The sequence below is a fragment of the Natronobacterium texcoconense genome, assembly GCF_900104065.1.
In the GTDB taxonomy this organism is placed as follows: domain Archaea; phylum Halobacteriota; class Halobacteria; order Halobacteriales; family Natrialbaceae; genus Natronobacterium; species Natronobacterium texcoconense.
The window spans coordinates 218,201-233,802 of sequence record NZ_FNLC01000002.1 but is presented as its reverse complement, the minus strand read 5'-3'; the positions used below and the strand labels follow the sequence as shown (position 1 = coordinate 233,802).

The following is a 15,602-nucleotide window of genomic DNA, read 5'->3' as shown; positions in this document are numbered from 1 at the left end:
ACGAACGCACGAACCGGTGGTCTATGACGGATACGACCGCCGAAACCGATCTCGAGTTGCTCGTCGTCGGGCTCGACGCCGGCTGCCGGCCCGTCCTCGAGCCACTCTTCGAGTCGGGGACGGTGCCGACGATTCAGCGGCTGTTCGAAACGGGGGTGAACGGACCGCTCGAGTCCCAGATCCCGCCGTGGACGGCGAGTGCCTGGCCGTCGCTCTACACGGGGAAGAATCCCGGCAAACACGGTGTCTACGATTTCCTCTCGTTCGACGGCTACGACTGGGACGTCGTGAACTCGACGCACGTTCGGGAACGGCCGGTCTGGGAGCTTCTGAGCGAACACGGCTTTACGAGCGTCGTCGTCAACCTGCCGGTCACGCATCCGGCACGGGAGTTCGACGGCGCGTTGATCCCGGGGATGACCGCACCCGAGGATCCCGACTGCCACCCCGAAGGAATCCTCGAGGACGTCGAGATGGCTGCTGGCGGCTACCGCGTCTATCCCCAGAGCGGTCCCGAACCCGATCAGTCGATCGAAGGGTACGAACGAACCGTCGAATGCCGTGGGAAGGCGTTTCGGTATCTCTGTCGACGGATGGAACCCGAGTTCGGCTTCCTGCAGTTCCAGGTGACCGACTCCGTCTTCCACGAACGCCCCGGCGACAGGGAGGCGATCGAGGCCGTCTACTCCGCTGTCGATCAGCAACTCGAGAAGACGCTCGAAGAAACGGACCCCGACAACGTCCTGATCGTCAGCGATCACGGGATGGGGAAAGTATCCGGTCACGAGTTCCGGATCAACGAGTTCCTTCGCGAGGGCGGCTACCTGACGAGTCACAAGAACGGTGGCGGCATGCCCACCTGGTCGAAGAGTTGGGAGAACGACCTCCTCGAGGGAGAGGACGCCGGCGACCACGAGGAAAGTATCGCGGAGAAGGCGATGAACGTCGCGGCGCGGTTCGGCGTCACGACACAGCGCGTTGCGACCGCACTCGATCGCGTCGGCCTCAAGGAACCGATCGGCAGTCGCGTCCCGAACGACCTGATCCGAGCGGCGAGCGAACAGGTCGACTTCCCCGAATCACGGGTCTACATGCGCTCGAAGAGCGAACTCGGCGTCCGGATCAACCTCGAGGGGCGCGAGCCGAACGGCCAGGTACCCGAGTCCGAGTACGAGGTGGTCCGCGAGGAGGTGATCGAGAAACTGGAACGCGTTCGGACGCCCGACGGCGAGCCGATGTTCGAGGCGGTCGAACCGCGCGAGACGTACTTCGAGGGGCCACACGTCGAGAAGGCACCCGACGTCGTAACGGTGCCGGCTGCGTTCGACAACGCCGTCGTCGCCGACCTCGGCAAAGAGCAGTTCGGCGAGCCGATGGAACCGTGGAACCACAAGCGGACCGGGATCGTGGCGGCGTCGGGGCCTGCGTTCGAAGAGAACGCACTCGAGGATGCGAACCCGACTATCTTCGACGTCGCACCAACGATCTGTGCGCTGTTCGACGTCCCGATCGACGCCGCGATGGACGGGGAGCCGTTACCGATCGTCGAGGCAGGTACGGAAGCCGAGTATCCGGCCTACGAGCCCGAGGCACCCACGGCGACGGAAGAGGCGATGGTCGAGGACCGACTCTCCGACCTCGGATACCTATGAGTATCGAAGTCACGACGCTCGACCCCTGGACCGACGCCGACGAGTGGAACCGCTACGTCGAGCGATCGGACGGAACGAACCCGTTCTTCCGGGCGGAAGCGTTGCGGCTACAGGCCGAGGACACGGGAACGACGCCACACCTGATAGCGGGGTTCAAGGGCCAGGAAGCCGTCGGCCTCTTTCCGATTTTCTCCTACGAGCGGGGGCCGATCAGCGGTGCGTTCTCTCCAGCGCCACGGTCGTGGTCGTGTTACCTCGGGCCCGCGACGCTGAACGTCGACAAACTCAAACAACGCAAGGCGGACCGCCGGATCAAACGATTCCTCGAGGGATCGATCGAGTGGATCGAACGCGAAATCTCGCCCCACTACACCAAGATCGTGGCCGCCGAATTCGAGGACGTCAGGCCGTTCGTCTGGAACGGGTATGCCGTCGAACCGGGCTACACGTACGTCGTCGATCTCGAGGGGTCCAAGGAGGAACTGGCAAAGCGGTTCAGCAGCGATGCACGGAACAACATCCGCAACGCCGACGAGGACGAGTACGTCGTCGAGGAAGGCGGTAACGACGACGTCGCTCGGATCGTCGAGCAGGTCGCACGCCGCTACGAGAGCCAGGGCCAGCCGTTTCACCTGAGTCCCGACTTCGCGCAGGCGGCCCACGCGACGCTACCAGACGGGTCGATCCGGCCGTACGTCTGTCGCGTCGACGGCGAGTTCGTCGGCGGCATCCTGGTCGTCGAGTCCGATACTACCAGATACCGGTGGCAGGGTGGCGTCAAACCGGACACGGACGTCGATCTGGCGATCAACGACCTGCTCGACTGGCACGTGATGCGGGACGGACTCGAGGACGGACTCGAGCGATACGACCTCGTCGGCGCGGGCGTGCCGAGCATCAACCGCTACAAGGCGAAGTTCAACCCGCGACTCGAGACTAACTACACGATCACGTCGGGTGCGTTTGGCCTCGACGTCCTCGTCGACCGGTACCGAAAACTACGATAAAATCTCACTCGGGAATCCAGTACTTCGACTGGCGGGCGTCCTCGAGACAGACCCGGCTATCGACCAGTTCTGCCCCCTCGAGTTTGTCGAGCGCGTAGCGGACGGTGCGAGAACAGAGCCGTGATTCGGCGGCGATCTGCTCCTGAGTCAGTGGATCCTCGTACTCGAGGACTTTGTAGACGAGTTTCGCACTGGGCGGCAGTTCGGAAATGGAGTCGTGAGAGGCGTGAGACGGTCGTTCGTGGTTTCCTTCCTCGACGTCGACGTCGGAGTCGGTGGCACTCATGGGGAGCTATCGGTCGTACGCCGGCGACTCGTATATACGGCACAGACAGTTCAGAAATATAGGGTCGAACTAACGTCCAGTGAACTGGCTGCATCGTCGTCGCTAGTGGTAGGCGTGATCGCCCGTGTTTGCTTGCTTCGGCGGCCAGGAACGGACGGTTCCGATAGTTCAGTCGGTAGTCACCGCATAGTAAGGCGACTGGTGTCATCACCGACTGGTATGTTCGGAACGAGCGGTATTCGCGGAACTGTCGGCGAGGACGTGACGGCGGAACTCGCACTCGAGGTCGGGCGTGCGGTCGCCTCCGAGGGGTTCGACACCGTCGTCCTCGGGCGCGACGTTCGGGAGAGCGGCACGATGCTCGTCGACGCCGTCGCCGCGGGGCTCCGGGAGTGTGGTACCGACGTCATCGACGTCGGCCTCGAGTCGACGCCGACGATCGCCCAGTCGATCGCTCCCCTCGAGGCCGACGCGGGAATCGTGGTTACGGCCTCGCACAACCCGGCGACGGACAACGGGATCAAACTCTGGACACCGTCGGGGAAGGCCTTCGGCCCCGACCGGCGCGAGGCAATCGAGCGTCGGATTCGCGAGGCGGAGTACGACACCGTCCGATGGGACGAACTCGGGACGCGACGCCGACGGAACGACGTCAGGGAGGCTCACGCCGAACAGATCGTCGAGGCTGTCTCGCTCGATCGGACGCCTTCCGTCGTCGTCGACCTCGGGAACGGTGCCGGCGGAATTACGCCCGACGTCCTGGATGAACTGGGCTGTCACGTTCGAACACTCAACGGCCAGCCGGACGGCTCGTTCCCCGGCCGACCGAGCGAACCCAACGCGGACACCCTCGAGACGCTCGCGACGTTCGTCGCGAACACCGACGCCGAACTGGGAATCGCTCACGACGGCGACGCCGACCGGACGATGGCCGTCGACGAGACCGGGACGTTCGTCCCGAAAGACGCGCTGCTCGCCCTGTTCGCTCGAGCCGCGGTCGAAGGATGCGACGAACCAGAGCCTCGAGTCGCCGCGCCCGTCGACACGAGCCTCGCCGTCGACGACGCGCTCACGGAGGCAGGTGCGTCGGTGACCCGGACCCGTGTCGGCGACGTCTACGTCGCGGAACGAACGACCGAGGACGACGTCGTCTTCGGCGGCGAGCCAAGCGGTGCCTGGATCTGGCCCGCAGAGAGCCGGTGTCCCGACGGACCGCTCGCCGCCGCCAAACTCGTCGAACTGGTCGCGAACCGCGGTCCGCTCTCGGAACTCGTCGCGGAAATCGATCGGTATCCGATCCGGCGAACGTCACTCGAGGTCGCAGACAAACGGGGTGCCGTCGCCGCCGTTCGAACGCGAGTGCAAGAGCGATACGACGAGGTCGACACGCTGGACGGCGTTCGCGTCGAAACGGAAGCGGGGTGGTTCCTGATCCGTGCGAGCGGGACCGAACCGCTCGTCCGGATTACGGCAGAGGCCCGGTCCGAGGGGGATGCAGACCGGATATTCGAGGAAGCAAACGAGACCGTCGACCGCGCGATCGAAGAGACCTCGGCCCCGACGTGAAACTCGGTCGAGCGAACGGCCCGCCGTACTGTACGAGCGCTCGTCGGTTATCTGGCTTCTTTCGGTATGAAATCGGACGTTTTCATCTCTCGATACGTCGCACAGTCCGGACACGCGTGAACGACGTCGCGGTTGTCACCGAACACCTTGGCGAACTGAGGGGTGACCTGGTTCCCACAGTTGACACATCGGGGGGCGCTCGTGTGCTCTCGAGTCGTCATCGGCGTCCACTTCGCATCGGATGGTTCCGTCGACATCACCAACCCGTTGCCACAGAAGGGTATTTACTATAGAGTGCATAACTCGATTCGATCTCGTTAGTCTCGGATTTCTCCGGTGTTAGTGACCGATTCGACCAGTTCAGATATCGGCCTCCTGACCGGCTCTCGAGTCAGAAATTCCTTATTTCCAACCAGTAATAACTTCTTTACGGGCCGGATTCACCCCTGAAACTGGCGACTCGAGAGCGACGGACGAGCTGGTGGGAAGCAGGGAGCGGAAAACGGGGTCGACGGTGACGTATCGCAACGGATGAAAACGAGACGACGTCGGGACGAACGAACGGAGAAACAAGTAGCTGCTGTATAATTATCCCCGAACTGGCTGTAGCCCGCAGCATGAAAGCAGTCGTTCTCGCGGCGGGCAAAGGGACACGTATTCGACCGCTCTCCGACGCAGTTCCGAAACCGATGCTACCGGTTGCGGATCGGCCGCTCGCCGCTCATGCCGTCGACGCGGCGATAGACGCGGGCGCGGACGAAATCGTCCTGGTCGTCGGCTACGAGGCCGACGAAGTCGAGAGCTTCTTCGGCTCCGAACGGCGCGGCGTCCCCGTCTCCTACGCCGTCCAGACCGAACAGAACGGCACTGCCGACGCGGTCAACGCGGCTCGAGAACACCTCGAGGGTCCCTTCGCCGTCCTCAACGGCGACAACCTGTATGATCCGGACGCTATCGAACGGCTCTTCGAACGACGGCCGGCCGTCTGTGCCGTCGAGGTCGACGAACCGAGCAACTACGGCGTGCTCAGCACCGACGACGGGACGGTATCGGGTATCGTCGAGAAACCCGCGAATCCACCGACCAACCTCGCCAACGCCGGTGCGTACGCCTTCCCCGAGAAGGCAGCCGACTGGCTCGAGGTGCCCGCGAGCGAGCGTGGCGAACACGAGATCACGGACGTTCTCGCACGCGTCATCGAAGAGTTCGCCGTGACGCCGGTGACGCTCGATCGGTGGATGGACGTCGGCCGGCCCTGGGAGTTGCTCGAGGCAAACGAGTGGAAACTCGGCGACCTCGACCGGCGAATCGAGGGCGACGTGAGCGATTCGGCCCACCTCGAGGGTGACGTCGTCGTCGAACCGGGTGCGACGGTGAAGCCGGGCGTCGTGATCGAGGGACCGGTCCTAATCCGTTCGGGTGCGACCGTCGGGCCGAACGCCTACGTCAGGGGTGCGACGCTGATCGGTGAAGACGTCTCGGTCGGCAACGGAGTCGAGATCAAAAACAGCGTCCTCTCGGCTGGAACGTCGGTCAATCACCTCTCGTACGTCGGCGACAGCGTTCTCGGACAGGACGTCAACTTCGGGGCGGGAACGACGGTGGCGAACCTCCGACACGACGACGGGGACGTGAAATTCACGGTGAAAGGTGAGCGGATTTCGACCGGGCGACGCAAGTTCGGCGTCGTCGTCGGTGACAGGGTCAAAACGGGGATCAACTCGAGTCTGACGCCCGGTTTGAAACTCGGAACGGAGGCGACGACGGCCCCTGGGGAAGTCGTCGAACGAGATCGATAGCCGTCCCGGATTCATCAAGTGTATAATTAATAAGTAATGGTGTAGTTACTTCACGCGGAGGAGTGACGATCGGTACCACACCGTTTCACGATCACCGCACTCCTCCAGCGTCGATTCCAGCGTTGCCGAGTGTGAGCGATGTTCGATCGAGGCTGTGCGGACGTGGGCTACGGGGGTGGTGTCGCGTCCCTCGGCTTCGAGGACTCGCACTCGGTGCCTCTGACTTCCTGTCTTTCGATACGTATCTCCGGCGACGGTGTCGACGAGTTACTCCACCGTGACGCTCTTGGCGAGGTTCCGTGGCTTGTCGATCGGCCGCCCGAGCAGATCCGCGGCGTAGTACGAGACCAGCTGGAGTTGCACGTTCGCGTGGAGTCCAGCCAGGTCCGAGTCGGTGTCCGGAATCGCGAGGTGGTCGTCGGCGACCTCGACCGCCCGGTGACCGTCGGGACAGACTGCGATCACCGGCGCGCCTCGAGTCTGGGCCTCTTCAGCGTTTTTCAGCGTCTTCTCGTCTTCCTCGCCGGTAAAGATCGCGAACACCGGCGTCTCGGGCGTCACGAGCGCGAGCGGGCCGTGTTTGAGTTCGCCCGATGCGAACCCTTCGGCGTGCTCGTAGGTGATCTCCTTGAACTTCAGGGCACCCTCGAGCGCGACCGGGAAGCCGAGACCGCGGCCGATGAAGAAAAACGACTGGCTGTCGATGTACTCCCGAGCGATCGCGTCGGCCGCCGATTCTTCGAGGAGTGTGTCGATTTCCTCGGGCATGTCGGCCAGCGCGGGCAACAGTGACTCGAGATCGGCGGGTGGCTCGCCGCGCACGTCGTCGGCGATCCGCTGGGCCAAAAGCGTCAGCATGACCGCCTGTGAGGAGAAGGTCTTGGTCGCGGCGACACCGATCTCGGGCCCGGCACGGATGAAGAGTGCGTCGTCGGCGACGCGAGCCGCCGTCGAGCCGACGACGTTCGTCACGGTGAGCGTCTCCGCACCTTCGTCGGCAGCCTGCCGGAGCGCGTTCAGCGTGTCCGCCGTCTCGCCGCTCTGGGAGACCGCAATGACGAGCGTATCCTCCGTGACCGGGGGTGCCGTCACGCTGTACTCGTTCGCCAGCAGCGCCGTCGCCTGAACGCCAGCCTGGTTCAGCGCGAGCGAGCCGTACAGCGCCGCATGGTACGACGTCCCACAGGCGACCAGCTGGACGCTGTCGACGTCCTCGAACGTTCCCGGCTCGAAGTCCTCGAGACTCACCTGGCCCGCATTGGGATCGACCCGTCCCTCGATCGCCTGGGCCAGCGAGGTCGGCTGCTCGTAGATCTCTTTGAGCATGAAGTGCTCGTACTCGCCCTTGCCGGCCTGTTCGGGATCCCAGTCGACGGTCTCCGGTTCGCGGCTGATCGGCTCGCCCGCGAGGTCGGTGAACTCGATTCCCTCCTCGTCGACGACGACCACGTCGCCGTCCTCGAGGTAGACGACGCTGTCGGTGTACTCGAGGAAGGCAGGGACGTCGCTTGCGAGGAAGAACTCGTCGTCTTCGATGCCGACGACGAGCGGCGACCCCTTCCGGGCGGCGTAGAGGACGTGTTCGCCCGAGAGCATCGCTGCGACGGCGTAACTCCCCTCGAGTTCGTCGATCGCCCGGCGGAACGCGGCTTCGTTTTCCATCCCCTCGTCGAGGTAGTACTGGATCAGGTGGGGGATGACCTCGGTGTCGGTGTCGCTGGTGAACTCGTGGCCCCGTTCGCGAAGCCAGGACTTGAGTTCGGCGTAGTTTTCGATGATCCCGTTGTGGACGACGGCGACGTCTTTCGTCCCGTCGGTGTGGGGGTGAGCGTTCTCGTCGGTCGGCGGCCCGTGGGTGCTCCAGCGCGTGTGACCGATCCCGACATCGCCCTCGAGACTCGTCTCCGTCACGGCGTCTTTGAGTTCCTCGACCTTGCCCGAGCGCTTCTGAACGGCGATTCCCGAGCCGTTCTGGACAGCAACGCCGGCCGAGTCGTACCCCCTGTACTCGAGGTTCTCGAGGCCAGTCAGTAGCGTCTCGAGTGCGTCACCGTCGCCGACGTGTCCGATGATGCCACACATTCGAATCACCCACCTCCGACGGCAGTCGGTCCGTCCCTCTCACGCGAGTCGGCGCTGTCGATCGTCGACTGTTCCCCGAAGGAGTTCCCGCCCGCGAGGGCTCCTCGAGCGGCAAAGCAGTACCTGGACATGATCGGATCAGTGGCCAGCCGAACCCATTACTATAGATAGGCTACCGGGAGCGGTAGCGTCGGGGTAATTCGTTCGAGATAGTTCGCGACTACACCGAGTACAGTAGGTAACACGTACGGAATATTGGCAATCTGTTACACGAATGTTCGACTATTTCCAGGAATCCGGCACAGTTTGACGTTCACCCGTCGGATCGGGGCGTTATGTCAAGCGAACAGGAGTTCAATCGGAGAGTACAGCCACTGAACGGACGGAAGCCGGCATCTCCACGCCGTAACCGCTCGGACGGACGGTTGCCGGCCGATCGCTGTCGATGACGCACACGATAACAACAACGTACTCGAGCGTCTCGACGTGACAACTGTCCAAAGGCCACGCATTATTATTCGGTGTCGGGTTACGACGGTAGAACAACGACCACGGCGTTCTCGATGTGCGGACGGGACGATTTTCGTGGCGGTGAGCGAGAGCACGAGCGATGATCCCAGTGCCACTCTTCGTCGACGCGCCCGCGGTGCCGCTCGAGCAGCCGGTGCTGGTCTTTGCGGTCGCGATGGCCGTCTTTCTCGTCGGTCCCCTGCTCGCCAAACGACTCGGACAACCGGGGATCGTCGGCATCGTCGTCTTCGGCGCGGTGATCGGCCCCGGCGCGCTCGAGCTCGTCGACCACTCGGATGCGATCGTTCTGCTCGGGGAAGTCGGGCTGATCTACCTGCTGTTTACCGTCGGCCTCGAGCTCGATCTCCAGGGGTTCAGGGAGGCACCGGAGGACGCGGCGATATTCGGGCTGACGAGTTTCTACCTCCCGTTTATCGTCGGCACGATAGGGACCTACGTGGTGCTGGGACTGGACGTCTGGGCGTCACTCCTGCTCGCGGCGGTGTTTGCCTCTCACACCTTGCTCGCGTATCCCGTCGTCAACCAGTACGGCGTGACGAAAAATCCCGCCGTCACAGCCGTCTTCGGGGGCATCCTCTTTACCGATACGAGCGCGCTGGTCGTGCTCGCGGTCGTCATCGGTGCCGTCGGAACGGGGCTGTCGATCTGGCTGTTCGCCGAAATCGCGCTCGCGCTCGTCGTCCTCTTTGCGACGGCATGGTTCGTCGTCCCGCCGATCTCGCGGTGGTTCTTCCAGACGTTCAGCGAGGAGAGTTACTTCGAGTTCCTGTTCGTGATGGTCGCCATCTTCGCGACTGCGAGTCTCGCCGAACTGCTCGAACTCTCGCCGATCCTCGGCGCGTTCATCGCCGGAATCGCGGTGAACAGGCTGATCTCCGAGGGCGGAACGCTGATGAACCGCATCGAGTTCGTCGGCAACGCCTTCTTCATCCCCTTCTTCCTGTTGCACGTCGGGATGCTCGTCGACCCGAGCGTGATCTTCGACGGCCCCCGAACGCTGCAGGTCGCCGGCTTCGTTATCGCCACGATGCTCGTCACGAAAGCCGTCGCCGCCTGGCTCGTCGCCGAGTTCCAGAACTACACGCGCAACGAACGCGACGTCATCTTCGGGCTCTCGATCGGCCAGGCCGCCGCTGCGCTGGCGATCACGCTCGTCGGCTTCGACGCCGGCCTGTTCGGTCTCGATGTGCTCAACGCCGTCGTCGTGATGTTGCTGGTGACCGCACTGGTGAGTCCCTGGCTCACCGAACGCGGCGCGAACCGGCTTGCGCTCGAGCGCAGCCCCGGGGAAGAAGGTCGCAGCGTCGGGGATCCGACTATCCTGTTGCCGCTGTCGCGGTACGCCGATCTTCAACAGCGGCTGCTCGAACTGGCGTTCGTCATCAAGGGCGAAGGGGGGTCGGAGCCGGTCAACGTGATGCGAGTCGTCCAGCCCGAGGAGGGAGCCACCGACCGGCGGATCGCCGAGGCCAGAGCCGACCTCGAGGAGCTGGCAGCGACGGGAAGCGCCGCCGAGGTCCCGATCGAGACCGAGACGCGGGTCAATCACAACGTCGCCTCGGGAATCGTTCGGGGAAGCGTCGAGGTCCAGGCGAATCTGATCCTGCTGGGGTGGGATGCGACGGCGAGTTTCCGGCACCGCGTCTTCGGGAGCATCATCGATCAGGTACTCCAGCGCAGCCAGTTGCCCGTGCTCGTCTCCCGGCTGGGGCATCCGATCAACACGACTCGCCGGATCTTCGTCGTGGTTCCCGTCGGTGCGGACTCCCACGAGGGGTTCTACGAGGGAGTTCACCTCGTCAAACGGCTCGCGGCGAGCCTGGGCGCAGAACTGACCGTCCTCGTCGTCGCGGACGATCCCGATCGGTTCGAGGCAGCGTTCGGACGCGTCGAGGAGGACGCGACGGCCGAGTTCGAAGCCGTCGACGACTGGGGACGGCTCCTGCCGGCACTCGAGTCGGAAGCGAGCGACGACGACCTCATCGTGACGATCTCCCCTCGCCGGGGCGACGTCGGCTGGCATCCCGAACTCGACGAGTTACCCGGCCGGCTGGCCGAACTCCCGCCGGCGTCGTTCATCACGGTCCACCCGCGTCAGGGCGAACCGGAATACGATCGACAGTATCTTCGATTCAAGTGATTCGGGATCGTGAGAACGGGAGACGGAGCAGTACCGAACCGCCACACCTTTGAACGGCCTTCCCGTCGTAGGCGTATGGGTTTTGGTAGCTACGACGAATCCGAACAACAGCAGCAGTCGGCCGACGACGACGAGAACGTCGAGGCCGTCAACGTCCACGAGAACGACCACGATGGCGAGATGTCTTTCGAGTCGGACGTCTCGACCGACGAACTCGTCTCGCAACTCGGGACGATGAAAGACGACGACGAAGACGAAGAGTAACGGCGCTTTACTGCGTTTTTCGACGTTTACTACTGTTTCAGGACAGCGTTGCTCCGCACAGTTCTCCGACCGCCCGCCGGAGCCGCTGGGAGACGGCTGACTTCGAGATGCCGAGTCGCGTCGCCAGTTCGTCCTGGGAGATGCCGCGTGGCACGTCGAAGTATCCCTCCTCGTAGGCGGTCGTGAGCAGGTCCTGCTGTTTTTCGGTCAGCGCGACGACGCCGTCGTCGCCGTCGTCGGAGACGCGCAGGTGGTCGACAGTCACCGACACCCCACGCTCGTCACAGTAGGCGTTGAACTCGATCAGGTCGTCCCGGCTCGGAAACCGCAACTGGATCTGCCAGCCGTCGCCGTTCGGACAGCTCGAGAACTCGAGGACGTGTGCGCCGATCGAGGCGAGTCGGTCGGTAAACGTGATCGTTTCGGCCGCGCGTTCGACGCGATAGACCCGTCGGTCGGGGTATCGATCGAGCAACACGGGGTCGGCGACGGTCGGATCGATCTCGAGGGCCGTCTCGAATTCGTCGAACGCGTCGCCGTGGACCGTGAGGAAGACGAGGGTTCGATCGTCGACGGCGGTCCAGTGTTCGGGTTCGATGGAGACGTCGGGCGCTCGGCGGATCGTCGATCGCAAGAAGAGATCCGGGTGGTCGAGACGAAGCTGGGCGACGACACCACCGTCGGCGCGGGAGCGGACGGGAGTCCGTTCGCGTTCGTGCTCCGGTGTGCCCTCCGCACCGGCATCGGTCTCGACGTCGGCGATATCGATACTCACGAGATCATCCGCCATCCGTCTGGACGACAGCTGTAATCGCTCGTTACCGGGAACGCGCTCATTGAATAGACGATTCGACGCCGGACGTATGGTCGTAGACGCTATACACGGAACTAATAGAATATTCGACATCAATATCTATTCATCGTCGTATTATCGAACCAGTTTGTCAGCACAAGAAAGAGGCTGTTACCTGATCGAAATCGCCGATTCGACGGCAACCCCTCGCAGTAAGTTTCGACTAGCCAACTCGTTACTCGAGGGTGGCGGACCGGTCCTCGAACAACAGTTCGAACAGTTTCCCCTGGGCCAGCCGGAGGTGACGGCTGAACGTCGGCTGGGAGACGCCGAGCGAATCGGCGACCTCTTCGCCCGTGCTCTCTCGAGGCCACTCGAAGAAGCCGCCGTAGTAGGCGCTCTCGAGCGTTCGGAGCTGCCGTTCGGAAAGTCTGTCGCGGAGTTCGGCGTCGAACGGCCGGGCGGGGCGGGCGGTCCGGCGTCGTTCCCGGCGGGCGACGAGTTCGACTCCCGAGTACGCGCGCTCGAGCGTCTCGACGAACGCGCGCACGTCGACGGTACTCGAGAGGTCGATCACGAGCCGGACGCGGTCGTCGTCGGGCGTCATCGATCGGACTACTCCGCCGTGGGTTGCGACGGTTTCCGCGACAGTCGACGCCGAAAACACGAGTTCGATCGGCGAGTCGTCGACGCCGTCGTCGGCCGATCGGATCGATTCGATCCCGGCGACCGATTCGGCGACCGTCTGCATCGCGGTCGGCTCGCCGTCGCTCTCGGAGCGGGTACAGTACAGCGTCGATCCGCCCGACGAACGCGGAACGACTGCCCGGACTTCGACCTGCTGGCCCAGTTGCCGGACGAAGGCCGAGAGCGGCTCCGACTCGTCCCGGAGGACGACCTCGAGTTCGACGACGCCGTCGGAAAGCAACGCCCGCTTGCGCTCGAGTGCGCCGATTGCGTGGGCGGCGACCGCCGCGAGGTGTTCGAAGAGAGCCTGACGGTGCTCGTCGAACGCCGACGGACGATCCGCGTACGCCGTGAGCGTCCCGTATCGGATCCCGTTGCGGTCGCGTTCGATCGGTACGCTCAGGAGCGAGCGAAACCCTGCCTCGGCGACTCGGCGTTCGTCCGCCCTCGAGTCGTCGACAGCGGCCCGGCTCCGTTCCAGGTCGTCGACGCGGATCGGCTCACGACGTGCCGCCGCTTTCCCCGTCGGCTCGTCGGCATCCGGATCGACGGGGACGGAGAGTCCCTCGAGAACGTCATCGTCCCGTCCGGCCCACGTCCTCGGTGTGACCGACTCGGCGTCGACCCGACCGACCCAGGCCAGTTCGATGGTCTCTGCCAGGGAGACGATTCCCTCACACAGCCGCCGTTCGACGTCCTCGCGCGTCTCCGCCTCGAGCAGTCGGCGTTCGACCGCCCGGACGCTTTTGGCGTCGTCCAGTGCCGTCTCGAGTCGCGACCGTTCCTGTTCACAGCGCCGGACGCGTGTCCGACCGGCGATTCGCTCGAGCGCGATCGACGCCGCGTCGACGATCGTCGTCAGCGACTCGCGGTCGCGGTCGCGCTCGAGCGATTCGAAAGCCATCGGCTCCGTACTCGTCGCCAGCACGATCCCGTCCGAACCGACCGGTGTGGTGAGAACGCGTTCGGCAGTGATCCCGGCCCGTTCGAGAAACGGCTCGAGCGTCGACCCGTCGGCGACCGCGATCCCGTCCTCGAGCGGGATCTGGCTGGAGTCGCGTTCGACCGGTGGCGGCTCGAGTGTCGGGCTCGCGTCGTCGGTCGCGACCGCAGCGGGTCGCAAGCGGTCGTCGTCGACGAGGTACCAGACGGCGAGGTCGGCGTCGGTCCGGGCGTGAACGGCGTCGACGACGGCCCGGCGGACGTCGGCGGCAGCTTCGGCACGCTGGAGGGCAGCGACCGTCCGGTGGACCGTCGACAGCGCGCCGGCGGCCGACCGGCGTCGGTCCCTGACGAGACAGAGCGTCCGATCGGGTTCGTTTCGCAGCGGGCTCACGTAGACGTCGACGTCGATCGACGCGTCTCCCGCGACGAACCGTCCCTGGACCGGTTCCATCCAGCGGACGATCGACGACTCGGCTCGCTCGAGAACCGTCGTCGCGAGGTCGTCGTCGAACAGGTCGTCGACCTCGCGACCGACGAGCGCGTTCCGGCCGGCCATCCTGACGAGTGTCGCGTTGGCGAACTCGATCGAGGAGTCGTCGACGATGGCGATTCCGTCCTCGAGTGCGTCGACCGTCGACTCGAGCAGGTCGAGACGGTCGCGCTCCTCGCTCGACGGCATCGCGTCGCGCTCTCGGGCGAGCACTGTAACGCCGTCACCGTCGGGATAGGCCGCCAGCGCGAGCGGCGTTCCCTCGCGGTTCGCGACGTCTCCAGCTATCTCGAACCGGACGACCTCCCCCGTCGCCCTCGCCTCACGCAGGTGCTCGAGGAACGTCTCTCGGACGCGTTCCGGAAGGAGAGTCCAGACGACAGTTCCAGTCGCTGGTGCGTCCACGAACAGCCGGTCCGCTGCCGCGTTCGACCACTGGAGTTCCCAGTCCGGCCCCACCGTGAACAGCGGTCGCTCGAGGCGATCGATCGCCGCCTGCAGGTTCTCCGCGGCTGCCGTCGCCGGTGCGAGTGCAGTCGCCGTCGCGACGATTCCCTCGAGCGGCGGCTCCTCGAGCCGGTTGACGCAGGTCAGTTCGACGACCTGCCACCTCTCGTCGGCGTCGCCGAGACGGACGGTTGTCCCCTCGGTCGCGCCGAACGACTGCGTCGCGACCGTTCGCAGCGTCTCGCGAACGGCCGGCCGATCGTCCGGGTGGACGAGCCGCTCGAACTTCGTTCGCTCGAGTTCCCCCGACGTGTACCCCAGCCGCGATTCGACGGCTGGACTCGCGTCCGCGATCGTTCCGTCGGCCTCGAGGAGCCAGATCGGTGCGTCGATACTCTCTACGAGCGCGCGGTGTCGGTGGTCGTCCGTCCGTTCGGTACGCCGGTAGCAGTCGGCCGCGTTCCTGACGCGGGTCACGAGGACTGTCTCGTTCGTTCCGGGTGCGACGACGTCGGTCGCGCCGGCCTCGAGCGCACGTGCCGCGGTTTCGTCGTCGGTGACGGCGAGAATCGGGCGGTCGTCGACGGTGGCGGCGAGCGTCTCGAGCGGGGATCGGTCCTCCTCCGGCCGGAACTCACAGAGAACGCAGTGGATGTCTTCGTTGGCCAGTCGCTGGCCCGCATCTGCGGCAGTTCGTGCACGGAGCAACGAGGCGGACTCGAGGCCGGCCGCGAGCGCGTCGGCGGCAGACTCCATTCGCGTGGACTCCCCGACGACGAGCACTCGAACCACGTCGCCGACGGTCGTCACGATCCCGTTGCTCATTGGTGGCCTCCTTCCCCGTCGCGGTTTTCGACGAAATAACTCGGACGAACTGCCACGATAGTCGGTGGTAGCCGATCGGTCCGGTTAA

At 64.6% G+C, this 15,602-nt stretch carries 12 protein-coding genes; 6 read left to right on the top strand and 6 right to left on the bottom strand.

Translation table 11 applies throughout. From position 1 onward, the window contains the following. The first annotated feature begins 23 nt into the window (after positions 1-23). Both BLR35_RS08580 and BLR35_RS08575 read left to right on the top strand, forming a co-directional pair. Complete coding sequence (locus BLR35_RS08580; protein WP_090380451.1) at positions 24-1,652, top strand: alkaline phosphatase family protein; 1,629 nt, start codon at positions 24-26, stop codon at positions 1,650-1,652. Beyond that, entirely contained in the window at positions 1,649-2,659 is a 1,011-nt protein-coding gene (locus tag BLR35_RS08575) for a lipid II:glycine glycyltransferase FemX (protein WP_090380450.1), read from the top strand. Before BLR35_RS08580 ends, BLR35_RS08575 begins: the two co-directional genes overlap by 4 nt. Positions 2,660-2,663: 4 nt before the next feature. Here the strand turns inward: BLR35_RS08575 and BLR35_RS08570 are convergent, their stop codons facing one another. After that, a complete protein-coding gene (locus BLR35_RS08570; RefSeq protein ID WP_090380447.1) occupies positions 2,664-2,945 on the bottom strand; it encodes a MarR family transcriptional regulator in 282 nt (93 codons plus the stop codon). 219 nt (positions 2,946-3,164) lie between these two features. Here BLR35_RS08570 and glmM point away from each other — a divergent pair, with 219 nt between their 5' ends. Continuing rightward, positions 3,165-4,511, top strand: coding sequence for a phosphoglucosamine mutase (gene glmM / locus BLR35_RS08565; RefSeq protein WP_090380444.1), 1,347 nt, complete (start codon positions 3,165-3,167; stop codon positions 4,509-4,511). Between the two features lie 47 nt (positions 4,512-4,558). On the opposite strand, the gene BLR35_RS20955 is transcribed toward glmM, so the two are convergent. Then, positions 4,559-4,768, bottom strand: coding sequence for a DUF7563 family protein (locus BLR35_RS20955; protein WP_090380442.1), 210 nt, complete (start codon positions 4,766-4,768; stop codon positions 4,559-4,561). Positions 4,769-5,128: 360 nt separating this feature from the next. Between BLR35_RS20955 and glmU the strand changes: the two genes are divergently transcribed. Continuing rightward, positions 5,129-6,310 (top strand): bifunctional sugar-1-phosphate nucleotidylyltransferase/acetyltransferase, encoded by a 1,182-nt coding sequence (gene glmU, locus BLR35_RS08555; RefSeq protein WP_090380439.1) that lies wholly within the window; start codon positions 5,129-5,131, stop codon positions 6,308-6,310. Between the two features lie 267 nt (positions 6,311-6,577). Here the strand turns inward: glmU and glmS are convergent, their stop codons facing one another. Together glmS and BLR35_RS21105 are read right to left on the bottom strand one after the other, a co-directional pair. Beyond that, positions 6,578-8,392, bottom strand: a complete 1,815-nt coding sequence (glmS, locus tag BLR35_RS08550; protein WP_090380434.1) for a glutamine--fructose-6-phosphate transaminase (isomerizing) — start codon at positions 8,390-8,392, stop codon at positions 6,578-6,580. 5 nt (positions 8,393-8,397) lie between these two features. Beyond that, a complete protein-coding gene (locus BLR35_RS21105) occupies positions 8,398-8,523 on the bottom strand; it encodes a hypothetical protein (RefSeq protein ID WP_280139360.1) in 126 nt (41 codons plus the stop codon). A 479-nt stretch (positions 8,524-9,002) separates the two neighbouring features. On the opposite strand from BLR35_RS21105, the gene BLR35_RS08545 reads away from it, so the two are divergent. Then, complete coding sequence (locus tag BLR35_RS08545; protein WP_090380431.1) at positions 9,003-11,063, top strand: cation:proton antiporter; 2,061 nt, start codon at positions 9,003-9,005, stop codon at positions 11,061-11,063. Between the two features lie 75 nt (positions 11,064-11,138). Next, positions 11,139-11,327 (top strand): DUF5786 family protein, encoded by a 189-nt coding sequence (locus tag BLR35_RS08540; protein WP_090380428.1) that lies wholly within the window; start codon positions 11,139-11,141, stop codon positions 11,325-11,327. Between the two features lie 37 nt (positions 11,328-11,364). On the opposite strand, the gene BLR35_RS08535 is transcribed toward BLR35_RS08540, so the two are convergent. Then, the gene (locus BLR35_RS08535) at positions 11,365-12,117 is read right to left on the bottom strand and encodes a helix-turn-helix domain-containing protein (RefSeq protein ID WP_090380425.1); all 753 of its coding nucleotides are present in this window, start codon (positions 12,115-12,117) and stop codon (positions 11,365-11,367) included. A 238-nt stretch (positions 12,118-12,355) separates the two neighbouring features. Beyond that, positions 12,356-15,514 carry a bacterio-opsin activator domain-containing protein gene (locus BLR35_RS08530; protein WP_090380422.1) on the bottom strand — a complete coding sequence of 1,053 codons (3,159 nt, stop codon included), beginning with the start codon at positions 15,512-15,514 and terminating at the stop codon, positions 12,356-12,358. Positions 15,515-15,602: the final 88 nt, after the last annotated feature.

Coding starts and splice junctions, on each gene's coding strand:
- BLR35_RS20955 (WP_090380442.1), bottom strand. CDS start 4,768: ATGTCGACGGAACCATCCGATGCGAAGTGGACGCCGATGACGACTCGA.
- BLR35_RS08535 (WP_090380425.1), bottom strand. CDS start 12,117: ATGGCGGATGATCTCGTGAGTATCGATATCGCCGACGTCGAGACCGAT.
- BLR35_RS08530 (WP_090380422.1), bottom strand. CDS start 15,514: ATGAGCAACGGGATCGTGACGACCGTCGGCGACGTGGTTCGAGTGCTC.
- BLR35_RS08540 (WP_090380428.1), top strand. CDS start 11,139: ATGGGTTTTGGTAGCTACGACGAATCCGAACAACAGCAGCAGTCGGCC.
- BLR35_RS08580 (WP_090380451.1), top strand. CDS start 24: ATGACGGATACGACCGCCGAAACCGATCTCGAGTTGCTCGTCGTCGGG.
- BLR35_RS08545 (WP_090380431.1), top strand. CDS start 9,003: ATGATCCCAGTGCCACTCTTCGTCGACGCGCCCGCGGTGCCGCTCGAG.
- glmS (WP_090380434.1), bottom strand. CDS start 8,392: ATGTGTGGCATCATCGGACACGTCGGCGACGGTGACGCACTCGAGACG.
- BLR35_RS21105 (WP_280139360.1), bottom strand. CDS start 8,523: ATGTCCAGGTACTGCTTTGCCGCTCGAGGAGCCCTCGCGGGCGGGAAC.
- BLR35_RS08575 (WP_090380450.1), top strand. CDS start 1,649: ATGAGTATCGAAGTCACGACGCTCGACCCCTGGACCGACGCCGACGAG.
- glmM (WP_090380444.1), top strand. CDS start 3,165: ATGTTCGGAACGAGCGGTATTCGCGGAACTGTCGGCGAGGACGTGACG.
- glmU (WP_090380439.1), top strand. CDS start 5,129: ATGAAAGCAGTCGTTCTCGCGGCGGGCAAAGGGACACGTATTCGACCG.
- BLR35_RS08570 (WP_090380447.1), bottom strand. CDS start 2,945: ATGAGTGCCACCGACTCCGACGTCGACGTCGAGGAAGGAAACCACGAA.